This window comes from Streptomyces sp. NPDC056738 (assembly GCF_042790435.1).
Classification (GTDB): Bacteria; Actinomycetota; Actinomycetes; order Streptomycetales; family Streptomycetaceae; genus Streptomyces.
Genome location: NZ_JBHTZF010000014.1, coordinates 22,866 through 42,874, shown reverse-complemented (window position 1 = coordinate 42,874; position 20,009 = coordinate 22,866). Strand labels below are relative to the sequence as shown.

At 69.2% G+C, this 20,009-nt stretch carries 16 protein-coding genes; 5 read left to right on the top strand and 11 right to left on the bottom strand.

The window, feature by feature from the left end:
- Window positions 1-7 precede the first annotated feature (7 nt).
- The 3 genes from rpsJ to ACFRIC_RS31765 form a co-directional block, all read right to left on the bottom strand.
- A complete protein-coding gene (rpsJ, locus tag ACFRIC_RS31775) occupies window positions 8-316 on the bottom strand; it encodes a 30S ribosomal protein S10 (protein ID WP_003948644.1) in 309 nt (102 codons plus the stop codon).
- A 504-nt stretch (window positions 317-820) separates the two neighbouring features.
- On the bottom strand, window positions 821-1,261 hold the full coding sequence (locus tag ACFRIC_RS31770; protein ID WP_382792970.1) for a hypothetical protein: 441 nt from the start codon (window positions 1,259-1,261) through the stop codon (window positions 821-823).
- Window positions 1,262-1,368: 107 nt separating this feature from the next.
- Window positions 1,369-5,868: a DUF6531 domain-containing protein gene (locus ACFRIC_RS31765; RefSeq protein WP_382792967.1), complete on the bottom strand. Its 4,500-nt coding sequence runs from the start codon at window positions 5,866-5,868 to the stop codon at window positions 1,369-1,371.
- 141 nt (window positions 5,869-6,009) lie between these two features.
- On the opposite strand from ACFRIC_RS31765, the gene ACFRIC_RS31760 reads away from it, so the two are divergent.
- Window positions 6,010-7,026 (top strand): hypothetical protein, encoded by a 1,017-nt coding sequence (locus ACFRIC_RS31760; RefSeq protein WP_382792964.1) that lies wholly within the window; start codon window positions 6,010-6,012, stop codon window positions 7,024-7,026.
- An 18-nt stretch (window positions 7,027-7,044) separates the two neighbouring features.
- Here the strand turns inward: ACFRIC_RS31760 and ACFRIC_RS31755 are convergent, their stop codons facing one another.
- Genes ACFRIC_RS31755 through ACFRIC_RS31745 form a run of 3 tightly spaced genes read right to left on the bottom strand, consistent with a single transcriptional unit; the run spans window position 7,045 to window position 8,710 of the window.
- Window positions 7,045-7,695 carry a hypothetical protein gene (locus ACFRIC_RS31755; RefSeq protein ID WP_382792961.1) on the bottom strand — a complete coding sequence of 217 codons (651 nt, stop codon included), beginning with the start codon at window positions 7,693-7,695 and terminating at the stop codon, window positions 7,045-7,047.
- Window positions 7,692-7,901: a DUF397 domain-containing protein gene (locus tag ACFRIC_RS31750; protein WP_382792958.1), complete on the bottom strand. Its 210-nt coding sequence runs from the start codon at window positions 7,899-7,901 to the stop codon at window positions 7,692-7,694. Before ACFRIC_RS31750 ends, ACFRIC_RS31755 begins: the two co-directional genes overlap by 4 nt.
- Window positions 7,898-8,710 (bottom strand): helix-turn-helix domain-containing protein, encoded by an 813-nt coding sequence (locus tag ACFRIC_RS31745; protein WP_382792955.1) that lies wholly within the window; start codon window positions 8,708-8,710, stop codon window positions 7,898-7,900. Before ACFRIC_RS31745 ends, ACFRIC_RS31750 begins: the two co-directional genes overlap by 4 nt.
- Window positions 8,711-8,886: 176 nt before the next feature.
- On the opposite strand from ACFRIC_RS31745, the gene ACFRIC_RS31740 reads away from it, so the two are divergent.
- The gene (locus tag ACFRIC_RS31740; RefSeq protein WP_382792951.1) at window positions 8,887-9,387 is read left to right on the top strand and encodes an ATP-binding protein; all 501 of its coding nucleotides are present in this window, start codon (window positions 8,887-8,889) and stop codon (window positions 9,385-9,387) included.
- Window positions 9,388-9,469: 82 nt separating this feature from the next.
- Here the strand turns inward: ACFRIC_RS31740 and gdhA are convergent, their stop codons facing one another.
- The 5 genes from gdhA to rpsL all read right to left on the bottom strand — a co-directional run bounded on the left by gdhA (window position 9,470) and on the right by rpsL (window position 15,526).
- Complete coding sequence (gene gdhA, locus ACFRIC_RS31735; protein WP_382792948.1) at window positions 9,470-10,825, bottom strand: NADP-specific glutamate dehydrogenase; 1,356 nt, start codon at window positions 10,823-10,825, stop codon at window positions 9,470-9,472.
- A gap of 353 nt (window positions 10,826-11,178) precedes the next feature.
- On the bottom strand, window positions 11,179-12,372 hold the full coding sequence (gene tuf / locus ACFRIC_RS31730) for an elongation factor Tu (RefSeq protein WP_382792945.1): 1,194 nt from the start codon (window positions 12,370-12,372) through the stop codon (window positions 11,179-11,181).
- Window positions 12,373-12,515: 143 nt separating this feature from the next.
- Complete coding sequence (gene fusA / locus ACFRIC_RS31725; RefSeq protein WP_382792943.1) at window positions 12,516-14,642, bottom strand: elongation factor G; 2,127 nt, start codon at window positions 14,640-14,642, stop codon at window positions 12,516-12,518.
- Window positions 14,643-14,681: 39 nt separating this feature from the next.
- Window positions 14,682-15,152, bottom strand: a complete 471-nt coding sequence (gene rpsG, locus ACFRIC_RS31720; protein ID WP_003992340.1) for a 30S ribosomal protein S7 — start codon at window positions 15,150-15,152, stop codon at window positions 14,682-14,684.
- Between the two features lie 2 nt (window positions 15,153-15,154).
- Window positions 15,155-15,526, bottom strand: coding sequence for a 30S ribosomal protein S12 (rpsL, locus tag ACFRIC_RS31715; RefSeq protein ID WP_003948652.1), 372 nt, complete (start codon window positions 15,524-15,526; stop codon window positions 15,155-15,157).
- A 430-nt stretch (window positions 15,527-15,956) separates the two neighbouring features.
- On the opposite strand from rpsL, the gene ACFRIC_RS31710 reads away from it, so the two are divergent.
- The 3 genes from ACFRIC_RS31710 to ACFRIC_RS31700 all read left to right on the top strand — a co-directional run bounded on the left by ACFRIC_RS31710 (window position 15,957) and on the right by ACFRIC_RS31700 (window position 20,009).
- On the top strand, window positions 15,957-16,658 hold the full coding sequence (locus tag ACFRIC_RS31710) for a Crp/Fnr family transcriptional regulator (RefSeq protein WP_382792941.1): 702 nt from the start codon (window positions 15,957-15,959) through the stop codon (window positions 16,656-16,658).
- 202 nt (window positions 16,659-16,860) lie between these two features.
- On the top strand, window positions 16,861-17,826 hold the full coding sequence (locus tag ACFRIC_RS31705) for a hypothetical protein (protein WP_382792939.1): 966 nt from the start codon (window positions 16,861-16,863) through the stop codon (window positions 17,824-17,826).
- Window positions 17,823-20,009, top strand: coding sequence for a hypothetical protein (locus tag ACFRIC_RS31700; protein WP_382792937.1), 2,187 nt, complete (start codon window positions 17,823-17,825; stop codon window positions 20,007-20,009). The genes ACFRIC_RS31705 and ACFRIC_RS31700 overlap by 4 nt, the downstream gene beginning before the upstream one ends.

The window sequence follows — 20,009 nt, the reverse complement described above, 5'->3', positions numbered from 1 at the left end:
CCGATCCCTAGAGCTTGATCTCGATGTCGACACCGGCCGGAAGGTCGAGTCGCATCAGAGAGTCAACGGTCTTGGGCGTGGGGTCGAGGATGTCGATGAGGCGCTTGTGGGTGCGCATCTCGAAGTGCTCGCGAGAGTCCTTGTACTTGTGCGGCGACTTGATGACGCAGTACACGTTCTTCTCAGTGGGCAGCGGCACCGGGCCCGCGACCGACGCACCAGTGCGGGTCACCGTCTCGACGATCTTCTTCGCCGAGGAGTCGATGACCTCGTGGTCGTAGGCCTTGAGCCGGATGCGGATCTTCTGTCCCGCCATGGCTACTCAGTAGTCCTTTGTCTCGATTTAAACGCTCTGGCACTCGGGGGTTCGCGTCCTGCTCTCCGACCCACGCGGTCGGGTGTGTCGCGCTCCCGGCGACAGAGATATCCATGACGGATTTCCCTGCCAGGGACGCGGCTCCGCCCGAAAGCAACCGCAGGACCGGGGGTGAGAACACCCACCGGGTGCCTGGCCTGCACCCCGCTGACACTTCCCGGAAGATTCCCGTACGTCCGCCCCAGTGCTGCCTGACGACAGATTGGGCGACGAGTACTGTGGGACTCGCTTCCAGTCCTCCCGACGGGAGGCGCGCAGCATCGGCACTCGACCGAGCAACCCCGTTAGTCTGCCATACAGGACACCCCCCTGGCCAATCGAGCCAGGGATCGTACCCCTAAGGTGACGCAGATCAAACCCGGCTCGGCCGGAACGTCGGGGCCCGCCCGAAGAAGGCCGTCGAACGCCGCGTCCACCTCGGCGGGGTCGCCGGTACGGATCAGGTCAGTCCCACGGATCACGCAGTGGCCTGCGCGTCCACCACTGGGCGAGTTCCGCCTCGGGACGCTCCTTCGTCGGACGCACCCAGGCGCGCAGGGATCGTTCCGGATCCGGGACGCTCGCGGCGGCGAAGCGTTCGTCCAACCGCGCCAGCAGTTGCCCCAGCGCACCCTCCCGGGCCTCCGCGGGCAGCCCGAGCATCAACTGCTCGAGCGAGTCACGGGAGTCGAGGTCGTTCTCGTAGGCGCTGATGGGATAGAAGTCGTCGCTCGACCAACCGGGCTCCATCCGGCGCACCACACGCTCCCAGGAAGCGAACCGATCGGCGACCGAGTAGACGGGAGCCGTGATCCTCTCCCGCAGCGCCGGTGCGACCCGGGACCGCTCCACCTCCAGACGCTCCGCGTCGCACCGGGCGACGGCTTCCAGGACCTCTGCCGGCAACCCCGCCCACACGGCCCTCGTGTCCGGCGCGGATCGGAACACGTCCCGCGGTTCGCGTTTCCTGCCCCGTCGCGGCGGGGTGGGCCCCTCTGTCCGCGTCAACGCCATCACTCCTTCAGTTGCTTCAGGAAGTATTCATAGCCGTCGTCGGGCTGCATGAAGGTCCCGTTGTCGCCTTCCCGGATCAGCATCGTTCCCGTCGCATCGTCCCACCAGGCGAAACGAGGATTGCCCGACGTCGTGCTCCGCATACGGATACCTGGGGAGTTGGTCATCAGATCCTCCAAGTGCTCCGGCACGTCCAGGTCGTCGACGCCCGGGATCCCTCGGTTCTTGATGTCTCCGTGCGCCGCGATCTTGTCGGCGAGCATCGGCAGATTCCCTGCCTGACTCGCGGGGTCCGGCTTGCCGATCTCGTAGAGCCCGAGCGGGTCGGCCATGAGAAGTGGATCGAGGACGTAGAGGAAGGGATGCGGAGCGGGCCCCAGACCGAGCGGATCGGGGCTGACGTAGCCCGCCGTCTCCGGGTCGTAGTAGCGGTGCACGTTGTAGTGCAGACCGGTCTCGGAGTCGTAGTACTGCCCAGGGGATCGAAGCGGTGTGTAGGCGCGGCCTCCGCTCTTCCAGGCGGTGACCCCCCACAGTGTGCTCCGCGCCTGCCAGGCGACGCTGCCGTCCTCACCGACGAGTTCGGTGGGAGCACCCGCCAGATCGGCGACGATGGCGAAGAAGCGTGAGTCGATCTCTTCGTGCGAGGCGGTGAGGATGCGTTCGGTCTGGGCGATGGGGCGCAGCCCGTCGTACTCCCAGGACAGGGCCACGGGTCGGGTGCCTTCGGCGTCGGTCGTGACCTGCTCACAGAGGGTGGCTCCGTCCCAGGTGAAACGGGTCTCCTCCACCACGGTGGTTCCCCCGACGGCCAGACGCTGCTTGGCGATGCGGCGTCCCATCGGGTCGTAGCGGTAGCGCCAGCACGTCCCGTCGGGGGTGTGCACGGAGGTGAGCCGGTCTTCCGCGTCCCACGTGTAGGCCCAGGTCTCCGGCTTCCGTGAGAGGCGCGTGCGGTGCCGACGGATCAACCGCCCTTGGTCGTCGTACCGATAACGGGTGGCTCCCGCCCTGACGATCCGGCCGCCCCCGTGGGCGCGAGGGCCCACGGCCGCCTGGCCGGGGTGCCGACTCGGCCAGGCGGCATCCGTCTGGGCTCCGTTCTCGTCGTACGCGTAGGTCTCCAGCCAGTCTTCGGCCCGTACGGCAGTGGTACGGCCGGCGGCATCCAGCTCGAAGCCCCGGCTCTCCCCGTCGAGGCCGTCGATGCCGATCAGATGCCCGTCGGCGCGGTAGTGGTAGGAGCGGTCGCTCACGGTGCGCCCGTCGCCGGTGGCAACGGCCTGCGTCGTGACTCTGCCGAGTCGGTCGTACCCGCGGCTCAGCGACAGAGCGTCGTCCACGCCGACGGAAAGCAGTCGCCGTGCGTCGTCGTAGCGGAAGTCGAGAGTGCGTCCCGCGGTACTGACCTGGGCGACCTCGCCACGGCCGTCGTACGTCTTCGTGCTGGTCACACCTGTGGGGGTGGTGCGGCTCAGCGACCGCCCCGCTGCATCGTGCGTGAAGGTGGTGGTCCGACCGTCGACGGTCTCCGAGAGGAGGCGTCCCTCGGGGTCTCGCTGGAGGACCACCGTGGCGTCCCGGCCCACGGCCTCGCAGAGCCGGCCGTTGAGGTCGTAGGTGTACGTACTCACCGCACCGTCCACGTCCTTGACGGTCATGCGACCGAAGGTGTCCCTGGTGATGCGGACCGTCTGCCCGAGCCCGTTCGTGCGCGAGACGACCTGGCCCTTGGCATCCCGGCGGTAGCGCCTGGACCGCCCGTCGAAATCCGTCTCCGAGGCGAGTCGCCCCGCGACGTCGTACTCGTACGTCCAGTGACGGCCGTCAGGGCGGCCCACCTTGGTCAGCCGCAGGGAGGGGTCGTACGCGAAGGTGTGGCGGACGCCGTCGGGCCCGGTCCGTGCCGCGAGCAGGTTGAAGTGGCCGTACTCGAAGCGTGTGACAGCTCCCATGGCGTCGGTGTGGCCGACCCGGTTCCCCTCGGCGTCGTACGTCCACACCTCCGTCTGCCCGTCCGCGTCGGTGCGCCGCGTCAGTTCGCCGTCCGCGCCCCACTCCATGGAGGTCATGTGGCTCAGAGGGTCGGTGACCGTCGCCACGCGGCCGAAGGCGTCGTGTGCGTAGCGCGTGACACCGCCCAGGGGATCGGTGACGTGTTCGGCCAGGCCCGCCGGGTTGCACCGCACCCGGGTGAGGCCCCCTGCCGGATCAGTCACCGAGGACAGGTGTCCGGCGTCGTCGTAGGTGTAACGCGTGGTCGCTCCACCGGGCTTGACGACCGTGACGCAGTTCCCGCGGGCGTCATACTCCCGGCGCAGCACCTGGCCGTCCGGGCGGACGGTGGTGACAAGGCAGCCCCGGGTGTCGTACGCGAGACGCACGGGTGCACCGTCCGGGCGCCTGACCTCAACGAGTCGACCGAGGTCGTCGTAGCTCCTGGTCGTGGTGTGGCCCAGCTCGTCCGTCCAGGAGGTCGGCCGGTGGTGCTCGTCCCATGACGTGCGGGTCGTGCCGCCCAGCGGATCGATCTCGGCGACGACCTGGCACCTGTCGTTGACGACGAACCGGCTGACAGCGCCCTCCGCCGTGGTGACGGTGGTGATCTTGGCTTCGGGCCAAGCGGCGTCGGTGCCGTCGTAGTCCAGGCTGAGGCTGAGGTGCCCCGCCTCCCCTCCTTCCGCTATGCATCGGTCCGCCGTGTCGTACGCGTACGAGTAGCCGCGGCCGTTGCGATCGGTCCACGACGTGATGCGGTGCCGCTCGTCATAGGTGAACCGCATCGGATGGCCCGTGGCGTTGACGATGGTGGTGAGGCAGCCGTCGGTGTAGCCGTAGGAGCGCAGGAGGAGGTTCGAACCGTCGTGGCCCGCGCCCGCGAGGTGCAGCGCCGTGACCCGGCCGTCAGTGACGGTGACCTCGATCCGGTAGCCACCGGAGTGCCGGATCGCGAGCGGGGTTCCGTCGGCGGCGTGATCGAAATCGATCGTTTCACCGTTGCGGTTGGACATGCGCTTGAGGAGAGCGATGCCGTCGACGGGAACGTCGAACTCACGAGTGATGCCGGTGAGCGGGTCGTCCACGTGGTAGCGGCCATCACCGAGACGGGTCAGGGGGAAACGCGGGCCTGCCTCGGGAAGGACCGATCGCTGCGGCTCTGCGGGATGGGCATAGCTGAGGAGCAATCCGTCCTCGGTGACGAGTACGACGCCGGCTCCGTCGACTTCCAGGCGCTGGTCGACCGTGGAGGCCCAGGTGCTACCGAACCACCAGCCCGTCCGGTAGTCGGACGCGGCCCTGCGCGTGAAGACGAGGGGCAAGCTGCCGGGCAGACTGACGTCGGTCTCCGGGAAGTACATGGCCCCGGTGGCCATGTCCACGGGGTCGCTGCCCTTGGAGCGGACCGCGTTCTTGAGCCGGTTGTACGCGCCCTTCGCACCGTCCGCGAGCATGCCGCGGGCGTTCTTGCCCAGCCCCCGCGCCGCCAGGCTCATCCCCTTCAGCCCGCCCTTGAGCCCCTTCATCGCGGCCAGGCCGCCCTTGAGTCCCTTGGCCAGGCCGCCGAGGGTCGTGATCCCCTTCATCCCGGGGATGCAGTCCAGCGCCGCCAAGCCCACGTCCCAGAGGGACGCTTGGCCCTTCGCGTATTTGTTGAGGGTGTCGGCGAGGACGACCAGCGCGGCGATCAGCACGATCGCGCCGAGGATCGGCCCCCCGATGATCATCGCGATGATCCCCACCACCGCCACCACGACCTTGCACACCGCGACGATGGTGTCCCAGTTGTCGGAGAACCAGTCCCCGACCTCCTCCCACCACTTCCGATTGTGAATCCCCGCGTCCGACGCCTCATCGATCTTCGACTTCGCGTCCCGCGCCGCCTCCTCCCGCATCCTGCGCGCATCCGCGGCCATCTTCTTCGCCGCGTCCAACGCACCGTTCGCATCCGTCACGTCCGACTGGGCGCTGGTCCGAGCCGACTGGGCGTGCTGCGCGTCCCTGGTAGCGGCACGGACCTTCGCCTCGTCCGGTTTCTCCGCGTCCTTGCTGCCGGTCGGATCGTCCTTGTACTTGTCCGCTTCCCTGGTGGCCCGCGTCACCCACGAATCAGCCGACGACAGACGAGACTTCGCGGACGTCAGATCGGCCTGCGCCTCCCGCCCCTTGGCGAGTGCCTTGTCCGCCAGCGCCTGCGCCCGCTCCAGCTTCGGCCAGTAGTCCCCGAGCGCGTCCCCCGCCATCTCGTACGACTTCTTCAGCTTCTTCAACTGCTTGGGCACACCCGAGAACTCGGACTGGAACGCCTCCGCCGACTTCCCCGCCCACTGCAAAACGGCGTCCTCGTCCGCCATCCCCTTGATCAGCCGCAACGCATCCGACACGTCATCCGCGAAACCGAGCAGATCCTTCGACAGCTTCCGCACCCGGTCCGGATCACCCGGCGTCGGATCCCGCTCCAGATCCAGCACATGCCAGTCACCCGGCCGATTCCCCGCCATGCCGCAACCCCCGTCACGCCCACATCAACAACACCCGTACACACAAGCGAACTTACAGGGAACACCGGTTCGGCAGCGTCACCGAGGCCGCTGCCCACATCCCTTGATCGCAGAGCCGGTTGGGGCCGTAACCTCGTCCTCATGTCTCGCACCACTCCCCCGCGGCCCCTCGACGTCACCGCGTCGTTCCCCGAACTCGCGCCGCTGGCGCGTTCCGCCGTGCGGTTGCATCCGCGTCCGGGTGCGCCGACGGTCGCGGACAGTTCGATCGGCGGCCCCCTGTTGTGGCCCGCCGACGAGCCGTGGCCCACCTGCGCGGACCACGACGCGCCCACGCACTACGGCCTCGCCCCCGGGGACGTACGGCTGGGGCGGCGCATCCTCGCCGACGCGTGGACCCGGCCGGGCGCCGAGGGCGCCGACCTCCTCACCCCCGAGGAGCGCGAGATCGTCGACCGTGCCGCCTCCGAGACGGACATACCCCAGGACGGCCCGGTCCCGCTCATCCCCGTGGCCCAGCTCTACGCCGCCGACATCCCTTCGCTGCCCCGCCCGGCCGGCACCGACCTGCTCCAGGTGCTGTGGTGCCCGTTCGACCACGACGAGGACTACCTCCCCGCCGCGGCGCTGTACTGGCGGGCCTCCGCGGACATCACCGACCCGCTCCCCGCACCGCCCGAGCCCTCGGTGATCGGCACCGACGACTACCTGCCCGAGCCGTGCCTCCTGCACCCCGAGACGGTCACCGAGTACCCGGCCCCGCACGAGCTCCCCGAAGAACTGGCGGACCGGATCCACGGCTGGGAGGCGGAACAGAACCCCGACGACGAGGACGGCATCGAGGTCGTCGACTACCAGTACGACCTCAGCGTCGCCCCCGGCTGCAAGCTCGGCGGATACGGTCCCTGGAGCTTCAGCGACCCGTTCCCGATGTCCTGCCCCGAGTGCGGCTCGGACGTCCGCCCGCTGCTCACCGTCGACGGCGCCGAATGGGACGGCAACAAGAGCTGGCGCCCCCTGGAGGACGCCGACTACGACGGTCTGCACTTCCTCGGCCCGGCGTGCTCCACCCGGCTCACCATCGGCCGCAGCTACAACATGCAGCTCTACGTGTGCGTGGCCTCGTACGACCATCCGCACGTGCAGAACATGCAGTAGCCGGTCTCCGGGCGAACCTCAGACCGGCGCGAGCAACCGCTCCAGTTCCGCGTCGTACGCCCTGTATCCCGCCTTGCCGGACTCCGGAGCACCGGAGTCCGGGCGCAGGGTGTCCGGCAGACGGGCCACCCGCCACATACGGAACACGCCGTCCGGGGCATAGCTCCCAGCGTCGCCCACGAGCTCACAGGCGATACGGACGACCCCGGCGGCCAGGTCCCCACCCTCCTCGGCGTCCACTCCGGCCGCGATCCCGGCGGTCACCAAGGCGTCCAGCAGGTTGACCAGTTGGAGGTCCGCGCCCATCCGGCACATCCGGCGCACCACCGACGGATCCGCCAGATACGCGAGGTCGTCCGCCGACTCCGGGTCCCAGGCGATGCCCGCCGACCAGAGCAGCATGAACGGCGCCTCGACCGGGTGCTCGCGCAGGTACCCCAGCTCGTCCGAGATGGCCATGACGGGGTCCTCGAACCGGCCGATCGTCCGGACCGCCGCCATGATCCGTGCGATGTCCTCGCCCCTGGGCGTCAGGAAGTCCACCACCGAGGCCTGCGCCAGGTCCCAGGTCCCGGTGTCGTTCACCGCGCCGATCTCGACGACTCCGCCCAGGGCGGCGAACACGGTACGGGCGTAGCTCTGCGGGTGGATCTCCGCTCCCCCCGTCACCTCTGAGCGGCGTACCCGACGAACGCCGTCCAGGCCGCGGGGGTCATCGCCAGACGGGCGCCGCCCGGGTTCTTGGAGTCGCGGATGTGGATCGTGGTGGGGCTGAGGGCCATCTCGACGCAGTCGCCGGCTTCGCTGCTGCTGCTGTAGCTGCTCTTGAACCACATCAGCCCCGAGGAGTTCTCGGGGGAGGTCACACGAGTCATGTCTCTCCCAGCACTTGCTCGATGAAGGTCAACGACTCCCTCGGGGTGAGGGCTTGGGCCCGGATGATGCCATAGCGCAGCTCCAAGATCCGCAAGTCCTTGGGGTCCGAGACAGGGCGACCGCTGAAGGCACCGTCGGAACGCCCGACCGCCGTACCGTCATCGAACTTCAGCACCTCGATGAGCCCCTGCATCCCGGCGTGATCCTCTCGGTCTGTCGGCATCACCTGAAGCGACACGTTTCGCAACTGACCGACGTGCAGCAGGTGTTCGAGCTGGCGGCGCAGCTTCATCTTCCCCCCGATCGGGCGCCGCAGCGTCACCTCTTCCTGGATGAAGCTGAGCGCTGGGGCCGGCGACCTTTCGTAGATCACCTTCCGGCTCATGCGCGCAGCGGTCTCACGCTCCACCACCTCCTGCGAGTAGGCAGGCTGGCGGGTCTCGAAGAGAGCTTGCGCATACTCAGGCGTCTGCAACAACCCATGGATGTTGTGGTTGCTGTACAGCAGCAACTCCACCGCCCGCTCCTCCAGCATCTTCAGTTCGCGGACCTTCTTCGGGTACCGGGCCTTCTCCATGTCCTCCTTGAAGGCGCGGAGATGCCCGCCGGCCTTCAGGACGTCGTCCGCGCGGTCCAGGAAGTCCGCCCGGGGGATCCGCGCGCCCCGTTCCACCTTCCGGACCAGGTCCTCCCCGTAGCCGATCGCCCGTCCGAAGTCGACCGCCCGCATGCCGGCCGCCTCCCGCCAGAGCCTGACCTGGCGGCCGGTCGCCTCGACGACCGGGGCGATCTCGTCCTCGGGGCTCACGTCCCACCCCGGTTCGTCCGCACTCCCGCTGCTCACACCCAACCACCTCCAACGCCCAGGGGTTCCCGGACGACACCCGGGACAGCCGGGACAGATCGGGACAACGACTGGACAGTCCCGATACGTACCGACGTCATCGCTGCTCAGGGTAGGCAGCGTCGGACACGCTGAGTGACGTGAATCAGGAAACCGCCGGGCCGGAGGCCCAACGCGTCGAACCCGTCCGCAACTTCAGTGTGCTGCTGTCCCCCACGTCACGGGGCGCCCGTCTGGCGAGGCTGCTCGCGACCGAACAACTCCGTTCCTGGGCGATGCCGTTGAGCCCGGCCGACCAGATCGTCGCGGAGCTCGCGTCGAACGCGGTGACGCACGGACGGGTCCCCGGCCGCGACTTCAGGCTGACGCTGTACGTCGTCGGCGACACCCTCCGCGTCGAGGTGACCGACACCGTGGGTGACCGGCTTCCCCGACTCGGGACGGCGGGGGCCGGCGCCGGCTCGGGCCGCGGACTGCTCCTCGTCGACGCGTTCGCGGACCGCTGGGGCGTGACACCGGGTCCCGCCCCGCGCAAGACCGTCTGGGCCGAACTGTCCTGCGCGTCGGAGGGATCCGCTTCCCCCGCACGTCAAGGGGTTGCTCCGCTCCCGGGACCGCCGAGACTGCCTGAGACCGCGTGAACCCGGCCACGGGGAAGGGCCCGTCCGACCGACGTCGTACGGGCCCTTCCCGAAGTCCGGTGCGGCGGATGCCGCGGCCGGGTCAGATCACGCCCTGCTCCAGCATCGCGGAGGCGACCCGCTCGAAGCCCGCGATGTTCGCGCCGCTGACGTAGTCGCCGGGGACGCCGTAGCGCTCGGCGGTCTCGTGGCAGAGGGCGTGGATGTTGTTCATGATGCCGGTCAGCTCGTCCTCGACCCGATCCCGCGACCAGGAGGTGCGGGCGTGGTTCTGGCTCATCTCCAGGGCGCTGACCGCGACGCCGCCCGCGTTGGCCGCCTTGCCGGGACCGAAGGCGACGCCCGCCTTCTGGAAGAGCTGGACCGCCTCGGGGGTGGTGGGCATGTTGGCGCCCTCGGAGACCGCCTTGACGCCGTTGCCGATCAGCGTGGTCGCCGCGGCCGCGTCCAGCTCGTTCTGGGTGGCCGAGGGCAGCGCGACGTCGCCCGGCACGTCCCAGACGCTGCCGTTCGCTACGAACCGTGCCGACGCGCCGCGCCGTGCCGCGTAGTCGGCGACCCGGCCGCGCTCGACCTCCTTGATCTGCTTGAGCAGCTCGACGTCGATGCCCTTGTCGTCGACGACGTAGCCGCTGGAGTCGGAGCAGGTCACGGCGTTCGCGCCAAGGGCGGCGAGCTTCTCGATCGTGTAGGTCGCGACGTTGCCGGAGCCGGAGACGACCACGGTCTGGCCCTCCAGGTCCTCGCCGCGCTCCCGCAGCATGGCGGCGGCGAACAGGACGTTGCCGTAGCCGGTCGCCTCGGGCCGGATCAGCGAACCGCCCCAGTGCGTGCCCTTGCCGGTCAGGACGCCGGCCTCCCAGCGGTTGGTGATGCGCCGGTACTGGCCGAACAGGTAGCCGATCTCACGGCCGCCCACGCCGATGTCGCCGGCCGGCACGTCCGTGTGCTCGCCGATGTGCCGGTACAGCTCGGTCATGAACGACTGGCAGAACCGCATCACCTCGGCGTCCGACCGGCCGCGCGGGTCGAAGTCGCTGCCGCCCTTGCCGCCGCCGATCCCGAGACCGGTCAGGGCGTTCTTGAAGATCTGCTCGAAGCCGAGGAACTTCACGATGCCGAGGTTGACCGACGGGTGGAAGCGCAGGCCGCCCTTGTACGGGCCGAGCGCGCTGTTGAACTCCACGCGGTAGCCGCGGTTGACGTGGACCTTGCCGTGGTCGTCCTGCCACGGGACGCGGAAGATGATCTGCCGCTCCGGCTCCACCACGCGTTCGACGAGAGCCGCTTCCCCGTACTCCGGGCGCTGCGAGAGGACCGGAGCCAGCGTTTCGAGGACCTCGTGCGCGGCCTGGAGGAACTCGGGCTGCGCCGGATTGCGCCGCTCGATGTCGGCCAGCAAGGAGGCGATACGGCTCTTCGTGTCGGGGCGGGTCACCTGGGGGTCCCTTCAGACGGGGCCGCCGGAACGGCTGACCGGGGTCGGTTCGACCGGTCGGTTGCGGCGGCAGCGGTGCACAGAGCAGTCGGCCCCCCGCCCGGAAGCGGGAGACCGTCCCTACAGTCTTCCCCCTGAATTACGGACGCGTTGCGTGATTCTTTCGAGACGCGCCAAGATTCGTTTCACCTGCACGGACCACCACGACATGCCGAAGACGTTCGAATTTCGTATACGAATTCGACCGGATCGGCAGACTGGCACGACGGGCCGGACATGCGAAAGGGCCCGTACGACCGAAGTCGTACGGGCCCTCTCAAGGAGCTCGTGAAAGAGCTACCAGGTCAGATCACTTACTTCGTGATCTTGGTGACCTGGCCGGCGCCCACGGTCCGGCCACCCTCACGGATGGCGAACTTCAGGCCCTCTTCCATGGCGACGGGCTGGATGAGCTCGACCTTCATCTCAGTGTTGTCGCCCGGCATGACCATCTCCGTGCCCTCGGGGAGGGTCACAACACCGGTCACGTCAGTCGTACGGAAGTAGAACTGCGGACGGTAGTTGTTGAAGAACGGCGTGTGGCGGCCACCCTCGTCCTTGGACAGGATGTAGGCCTGCGCCTCGAACTCGGTGTGCGGGGTGACCGAGCCCGGCTTGATGATGACCTGGCCGCGCTCGACGTCCTCGCGCTTGATGCCACGGAGGAGCAGACCGACGTTCTCACCGGCCTGGCCCTCGTCGAGCAGCTTGCGGAACATCTCGATGCCCGTGACCGTGGTCGTGGTCTTGTCCTGCTTGATGCCGATGATGTCAACGGTCTCGTTGACCTTCAGGACACCACGCTCGATACGGCCGGTGACGACCGTACCGCGACCGGTGATCGTGAAGACGTCCTCGACGGGCATGAGGAACGGCTTGTCGACGTCACGAGCCGGGGTGGGGATGGACTCGTCGACGGCGGCCATGAGGTCCAGAACGGTCTGGCCCCACTCCTTGTCGCCCTCGAGCGCCTTGAGCGCCGAGACCTTGACGACCGGAAGGTCGTCGCCCGGGAACTCGTACTCGGAGAGGAGCTCACGGACCTCGAGCTCGACGAGCTCCAGGATCTCCTCGTCGTCCACCATGTCGGCCTTGTTCAGGGCGACGACGATGTACGGAACGCCGACCTGGCGGGCCAGGAGCACGTGCTCCTTGGTCTGCGGCATCGGGCCGTCGGTGGCGGCGACGACGAGGATGGCGCCGTCCATCTGCGCCGCACCCGTGATCATGTTCTTGATGTAGTCCGCGTGACCGGGGCAGTCGACGTGGGCGTAGTGACGGCCCTCCGTCTGGTACTCGACGTGCGCGATCGAGATCGTGATACCGCGCTGGCGCTCCTCAGGAGCCTTGTCGATCTGGTCGAAGGCCGAGGCCTCGTTCAGGTCCGGGTACGCGTCGTGCAGCACCTTGGTAATGGCGGCCGTGAGGGTCGTCTTACCGTGGTCGATGTGACCGATGGTGCCGATGTTGACGTGCGGCTTAGTCCGCTCGAACTTTGCCTTCGCCACTGGGGTCCTCCTGCGGAGTGGTTCTGGTACGCCTTACTCATCGGCGCCAGGTGATCTTTGCTGGGATGCCGCCCGCCGGGGTTTTCCCCTCCGGGTCGGCCCCGGCGGTCGGTGTCAAGCCTAAAGCGTGTAAACGGGGTGTGTTACTCGCCCTTGGCCTTCGCGATGATCTCCTCGGCGACGTTCCTGGGAACCTCGGCGTAGGAGTCGAACTGCATCGAGTAGCTTGCGCGACCCGAGGTCTTGCTGCGGAGGTCTCCGACGTAGCCGAACATCTCCGAGAGAGGCACCAGACCCTTGACGATCCGGGCGCCCATGCGCTCCTCCATGGCCTGGATCTGGCCACGGCGGGAGTTGATGTCGCCGATGACCTCACCCATGTAGTCCTCGGGCGTGGTGACCTCGACGGCCATCATCGGCTCGAGGAGCACGGGCTTGGCCTTGCGCGCGGCCTCCTTGAAGGCCTGCGAACCGGCGATCTTGAAGGCGAGCTCCGAGGAGTCGACCTCGTGGTAGCCACCGTCGAGAAGAATGACGCGGACGCCCGTCATCTCGTAGCCGGCGAGGATGCCGAACTGCATGGCTTCCTGCGCACCCGCGTCGACCGAAGGGATGTACTCCTTCGGGATGCGGCCACCGGTGACCTTGTTCACGAACTCGTACGAGGCGTCGCCGCCCTCGATCGGCTCGATCGCGATCTGCACCTTGGCGAACTGACCGGTACCACCGGTCTGCTTCTTGTGCGTGTAGTCGAGACGCTCGACGGCCTGACGGATCGTCTCGCGGTACGCGACCTGCGGCTTGCCGACGTTGGCCTCGACCTTGAACTCACGGCGCATACGGTCGACCAGCACCTCGAGGTGCAGCTCGCCCATACCACCGATGATGGTCTGGCCGGTCTCCTCGTCCGAGTGGACCTGGAAGGAGGGGTCCTCCTCCGCGAGACGCTGGATGGCGACACCCAGCTTCTCCTGGTCACCCTTGGACTTGGGCTCGATGGCGACCTGAATGACCGGCGCCGGGAAGTCCATGGACTCCAGGATCACCGGGTTCTTGTCGTCGGCCAGCGTCTCACCCGTGGTGGTCTGCTTCAGGCCCATGACGGCGACGATGTCGCCGGCGCCCACCGACTCGATCTCCTCACGCTTGTTCGCGTGCATGCGGTAGATCTTGCCGATGCGCTCCTTCTTGCCCTTGACGGAGTTCAGCACAGCGCTGCCCGCCTCGAGACGGCCCGAGTAGACCCGGACGAAGGTGAGCTTGCCCAGGTGCGGGTCGCTCATGATCTTGAACGCGAGGGCGGAGAGCGGCTCGTCGTCGGACGGCTTGCGCTTGACCACGACCTCGGGGTCCTTCACGTCGTGGCCCTCGATGGCCTCGACGTCAAGCGGGGTCGGGAGGTAGCGCACGACCGCGTCGAGCAGGGGCTGAACGCCCTTGTTCTTGAACGCGGTGCCACAGAACACCGGGGTGACGGTGACATCGGTGGACTTGCCGGACGCGATGGTGACGCGACGGATCGCGGCGTACAGCTGCTCCTCGGTGGGCTCCTGGCCCTCCAGGAACAGCTCCATGATCTCGTCGTCGTGCTCGGCGACGGTCTCGACCAGCTTGCCGCGGTACTCCTCGGCAGCCTCGGCGTGCGTGGCCGGGATGTCGACGACGTCGTACATCTCGCCCTTGGCCGCCTCGGCGGACCACACGAGCGCCTTCATGCGGACCAGGTCCACAACGCCCTTGAAGTCCATCTCGGCACCGATCGGGAGCTGCATGACGATCGGGACCGCGCCGAGGCGGTTCTCGATCATGTCCACGCAGCGGTGGAACTCGGCGCCGGTGCGGTCCAGCTTGTTCACGAAGCAGATGCGCGGCACGCCGTAACGGTCGGCCTGACGCCACACCGTCTCGGACTGCGGCTCGACACCGGCGACACCGTCGAACACCGTGACGGCACCGTCGAGGACGCGGAGCGAACGCTCCACCTCGACCGTGAAGTCGACGTGCCCGGGGGTGTCGATGATGTTGATCGTGTAGTCGTCGTCCTCGAGCGGCCAGTGACAGGTGGTGGCAGCAGAGGTGATCGTGATGCCACGCTCCTGCTCCTGCTCCATCCAGTCCATGGTGGCAGCGCCGTCGTGGACCTCACCGATCTTGTAGCTGACGCCGGTGTAGAAGAGGATCCGCTCGGTGGTGGTCGTCTTGCCCGCGTCGATGTGGGCCATGATCCCGATGTTGCGGACCCTGGCCAGGTCAAGTGAAGTGGTAGCCATAAGGCTTCAGTCTTCTCTCGGTCTCGATGTGGGTAGCGACTACCAGCGGTAGTGCGCGAAGGCCTTGTTGGACTCGGCCATCTTGTGGGTGTCCTCGCGCTTCTTCACAGCGGCACCAAGGCCGTTGGAGGCGTCGAGAAGTTCGTTGAGCAGACGCTCGGTCATGGTCTTCTCGCGACGGGCGCGGGAGTAACCGACCAGCCAGCGCAGCGCGAGCGTGTTGGCACGACCGGGCTTGACCTCGATCGGAACCTGGTACGTCGCACCACCGACACGGCGGGACTTGACCTCGAGGGTCGGCTTGATGTTCTCAAGCGCGCGCTTCAGCGTGATGATCGGGTCGTTGCCCGTCTTCTCACGCAGACCCTCCATGGCGCCGTAGACGATGCGCTCGGCGGTGGAGCGCTTGCCGTTCAGCAGCACCTTGTTGATGAGGGAGGTCACCAGAGGGGAACCGTAGACCGGGTCGATGATGACCGGGCGCTTCGGGGCGGGGCCCTTACGAGGCATTTCTACTTCTCCTTCTTGGCGCCGTAGCGGCTGCGGGCCTGCTTGCGGTTCTTGACACCCTGGGTGTCGAGGGAACCGCGGATGATCTTGTAACGAACACCAGGCAGGTCCTTCACACGGCCGCCGCGCACGAGCACGATGGAGTGCTCCTGCAGGTTGTGTCCCTCACCCGGAATGTAAGCCGTGACCTCGATCCCGCTGGTCAGACGCACACGCGCGACCTTACGCAGGGCCGAGTTCGGCTTCTTCGGGGTGGTCGTGAACACACGCGTGCAGACGCCGCGACGCTGGGGCGAACCCTCGAGTGCGGGCGTCTTGTTCTTCTCGACCTTGTCCTGCCGGCCCTTCCGGACCAGCTGCTGGATCGTAGGCACTACTTCTCCGGTTTCTGTGTGCCGAATGGTGAAGCTAACCTGGAACGCCACCGACCCACGCGGTCGGGTGTGTCGAATACTGCAGACCCTCGCCGCGAGGCGAGAAGGGCGCAGATTGCGGTGGTCGCTTACGGCTCCCCTTGCGGTCTGAAGGCACGCACGAGAGCCAGGGCACACCCCAGGCACAAGGTATGAGCGTACCTACCTCACGGACTTCGGTCAAAACAAATGCCGTGGTGCCCGACACGCCGGACTGCTCCCGATCCATTCTCGGGGCACTTCACACTTGGCGCAGCTTGTCACCGGTTCCGCGATGAAAGTCCCCGATTCGGTTCGCGCCGCACACACTGGGTGATTACGTTGACGCGTTGCCGCGCACCGGTCACTGTGCGTCGGCCGCGGGGCCGATCGGGGGACGGGGGATGGACTCATGGCGGCTGCACCCTTGGCCGGGGACGAGAGCCTGGACGACCGGGTGCCGTTCCTGGCACGCCTGGAGAGCGAGGACCGCTCCGCGCTGCTGTCCCTCGGACACGAACTGTCCTTCATGCCCCGGACGGTGCTCCTGCGCCAGAGCGAGCCCTCCTCGCACGTGCTGATCGTCACGCACGGCTGGACGAAGGTGACGGCCGCCGCCGCCAACGGCTACGAGGCGCTGCTCGCGCTCCGCGGCCCCGGCGACATCGTCGGGGAGTCCGCCGCGCTCACCGGCCGGCCGCGCTCCGCGACGGTGACCGCCCTCGAACCGGTCCGCACGGTCGCGCTCGTACGCGAACAGTTCCGGGACTTCCTCGCCCGCTCCCCCGCGGTCTCCTTCGCCCTCCTCGGCCTCACCTCCGACCGCACCCGCGCCGCCGACCGCCGCCGTCTGGAGTTCGCCTCCATGAGCGTCCGCGAGCGCTTCGCGGCGCTCCTGCTCGACCTGGCCCGCACGAACGGCCACCGCACCGAGGAGGGCATCGAACTCTCCGTCCCGCTGAGCAAACAGGAGCTCGCGGGATCGGTGGGGGCCTCCCGGGAGATGGTCCAGCGCCTGCTGAAGGAACTCCGGGAGCGGGAGGCGGTGCTGACGGGCCGGCGGACGCTGGTGATCCTGCGCATGGACGTCCTGCGGAGGATCGCCCGGCGATGAACCGTCAGACCCTGCCGGGACCCGCCGCGGGCCCCTCCCCCGGCGAACGGCCCGGCGCCTTGCTCCCGGAAGCCGGGACCGCCGTGACCACGGATCACTTCTGTGCACACGGTCACACTTCGAGTGGGACATCCGTCCTCACACCCGTCCCACCGGTGACGCCACGCTGCTTGCCAGGCGAGGCCCCCACCGAAAGGCGACCATGACCGACCCCGTGAGCCGGACGATCCTCCTGCTGGACATCGAGAAGTACAGCGACCGGGACGACGTGGAGCAGGCCTATCTGCGGCGGATGCTGTACGACATCACGGACCGCGCGCTGGAGAGCGCCGGCATCGACGAGCGGCTGCGCCTGCGGGCGGACCGCGGCGACTCGGTGATGGAACTGATCGACGCCAACGCCTCCGTCACGGCACTGCTGCGCACCCTGCTCACCGAGGTGCCCGACCTGCTCCGCGCGGTCAACCGGACGGCGTCCAGCTCGGCCCAGATCCGGCTGCGCGGTGTCGTGGCCACGGGATACGTCGCCGTCGACGAGCACGACGGCTGGGTCGGCTCCGACCTCAACCACGCCTGCCGGCTCCTCGACGCCGGGCTGCTGCGCGCCGCCCTGCGCGAGCGGCCGGACGACTTCGCGCTGTGCGTCTCCGAGGGCGTGCACGCCGGGATCGTGCGGCACGACCACCCGGGCATCCCGGCGCAGGACTTCCACGCGGTGACGGTGGACAGCAAGAACGGACCCCTGCGGGCCTGGCTGCACGGCCCGGTCCCGTACGGGGCGGACGACCGCAGTGAAACAGGGGGAGCCCCGGCGCCGGACTGCTCGGGGGAGAGCCCGGCGCCGGGGGCGGCCACCTCCGCGGCCCGGACGGAACCGGCGGCGACGGAGGGGGTGAAGGCGGAGGCGGCGACGGCGACGGAGCGGACGCAGGCGGAGGTGACGGCGGAGGCTGCGGCGACAGCGGCGGCGGTCGAGCCCACCCGGCCCGAGCAGCCCGCACAACCGCCCGCCCAGCCCGCCGCGCCCCCCGGCAACGTCGTCTTCAACTTCGGCGGCGGCTCCCCCAGTTTCGGCGGAAGCCTCGTCGCGGGGGACCAGCACGGGGTGTCCGGCGGACAGGTCACCGGGGACGTCCACCTGGGCCGCAGCGGGGGTGAGCCCACGTGACCGTGCCCCCGCCCGCGAACCGGGGCGGCCTCGACGACGAACCACCGCGGGACCCGCCCTGGACACCGGGGGCCCACCCCGACCCCGAGACCGGCACCGACGCGGACGAGCCCGAGGAGGACACCCGGGAGGCCCGCGCCGCACAGCGCGAACTCGTCGCGCACACGCCCGGGTTCATCTTCAGCGAGGCCGCGTCCTTCGGCGGCAGCCTGGTCGCCGGAGCCCAGCACGGGGTGTCGGCGGGCGGCTCGGCCCGTGACGTGTTCCTGGGCGGCAAGACGGAGATCCACCACCACGGGACGGCCTCCGCGTCGGCCGCGTACGTCTCCGGCGAGATCCCCCGGCAGCGGCTCGACGCGCTCGCCTCGGTCTTCGCCGAGGGTCCCGCCTTCGCCGCCGCCCTGGCCCGGCTGCGCGAGGAACGCGTCCTCGTCCTCGCCGGCGCCCACTCCACCGGCCGCTACGCCGCCGCGCTCATGCTCCTGCACCACCTCGGCGTGCCCGCCGTGCACGCGCTGTCCGCCGAGACCGGCCCGGCGACCCTGGCCGGCCGGCTCACCGCGCCCGGCGGCCACGTCCTGCGCGACCTGCCGCTGAGCCGCAACCGCCCACTGCGCGACACCCACCTCTACGCGGCCCGCGACCGGCTCGCGAAGACCGGCGGATATCTGGTCCTGACCCTGGAGAACTCCCCGTTCCTGCTGGGCGTCACCCCGTCCGTCTGGGAACCGCCCGAGGCGGCCGCCGTCCTGCGCGCCCACCTGGCCGACCTGCGGAAGGATCCCGGCGACGGCGCCGGACTGCTCGGCCTCGGCCCGGTCCGCGACTTCCTCGCGCGCGGCGCCCACCGGCCCGCCGAGGTGGCCCGGTTCGCCGTCGAGGTCGCCCGCTACGACGGCGGCGAGGAGGCGGCCGCCCGCCTCGCCGACTTCGGGCACGCGGCCGTCGAGCAGCAGTGCCGGGAATGGCTCGGCGACCCCGAGACCACCCTGCGCGACAAGGCCTTCCTCATCTCGCTCGCCGTCTTCGACCAGGCGCCCTACGTGCTCTCCGCCGAACTCGCCGACAAGCTGTACGTGCACTTCCAGCGGCTCCAGCATCCCGAGCAGCCCCCGGAGATCCCGGTGTTCGGACTCGATGCCGGGACCCGCCTGGAGCGGGCACGGGCCGAGGGCGAGTTACGCGACGAGGAGACCGACTGGGGTCCGGTGCCGCAGTTCACGGCCCGCTTCAAGAGGGAGAACACCCCGCGGGTGCTGCTCGGCGAGGTCTGGACGGGCCATCCGTCGGCCCGGCCCGCGCTGGTCGCCTGGCTCAAGGAGCTGGCCCGTGACCGGCGTCCGGTCGTCCGGACCCGGGCCGCCGCGGCCACCGCGCTGCTGGCCCGCGCCGACCTGCCCTCGGCGATGGCGCTGCTGATCGACGGCTGGGCGGTGTCCAAGGCCTTCGGCCCCCGCGTCACCGCCGCGAACACCCTCACGCTCGCCCAGCTCCTCGACGCGCCCGTCGTCCTGCGCCTGCTCACCCAGTGGTGCACGGACCCCCACTGGGCCCGCCGCTGGACCGCGATCCGCGCCTTCGGCCTGCTCACCCCGCTGCGCCCCGACCTCGCCGGCCCGGCGCTCAGCGCCCTCGCCGCCCGCGCCCGTGCCGGAGGCAGCAGCAGGACCGAGTCGAACAACCTGGTCGAGTCGACGGCCCTGCTCCTGTCGGTGGGCGGGCGCCGCGGCGAGATGCTCTCCGAACTCGTGCGCCTGCTCCACCACGACACGGCCTCGGTCCGTGCGCTCGCGCTGGCCGCGTTCGTGCGCTCCTGCGACAACGCGGAGGAGGGCGCGCTCGTCGAGTGGTACGCCGACACCGGCATGTACGAGACGGACTCGGCCCGCGACCTCGCCACCCTGTGGCGGACCGCGCTCGGCGACCGGGGGCACACCCGTGGCGCCCTGGCCGCGCTGCGCACCTGGGTACGGCTGGCCGAGCGCCGCGCGGACGTCGCGCAGGCCCTGGAGCTGCTGCTGCCCGCGCTGATCGCCACCGCGGACGACCGCAAGCGGCTGTGCCACGAACTGGCCGGCCTGCCCGCCCAGGACGGCGGCGCGCGCTCCCCGGTGGCCGACCGGCTGCTCGCCCTTCTGATCCCCTCCACCCCAGATCCGTCGAGAGATCCATCGAGGAGTTGA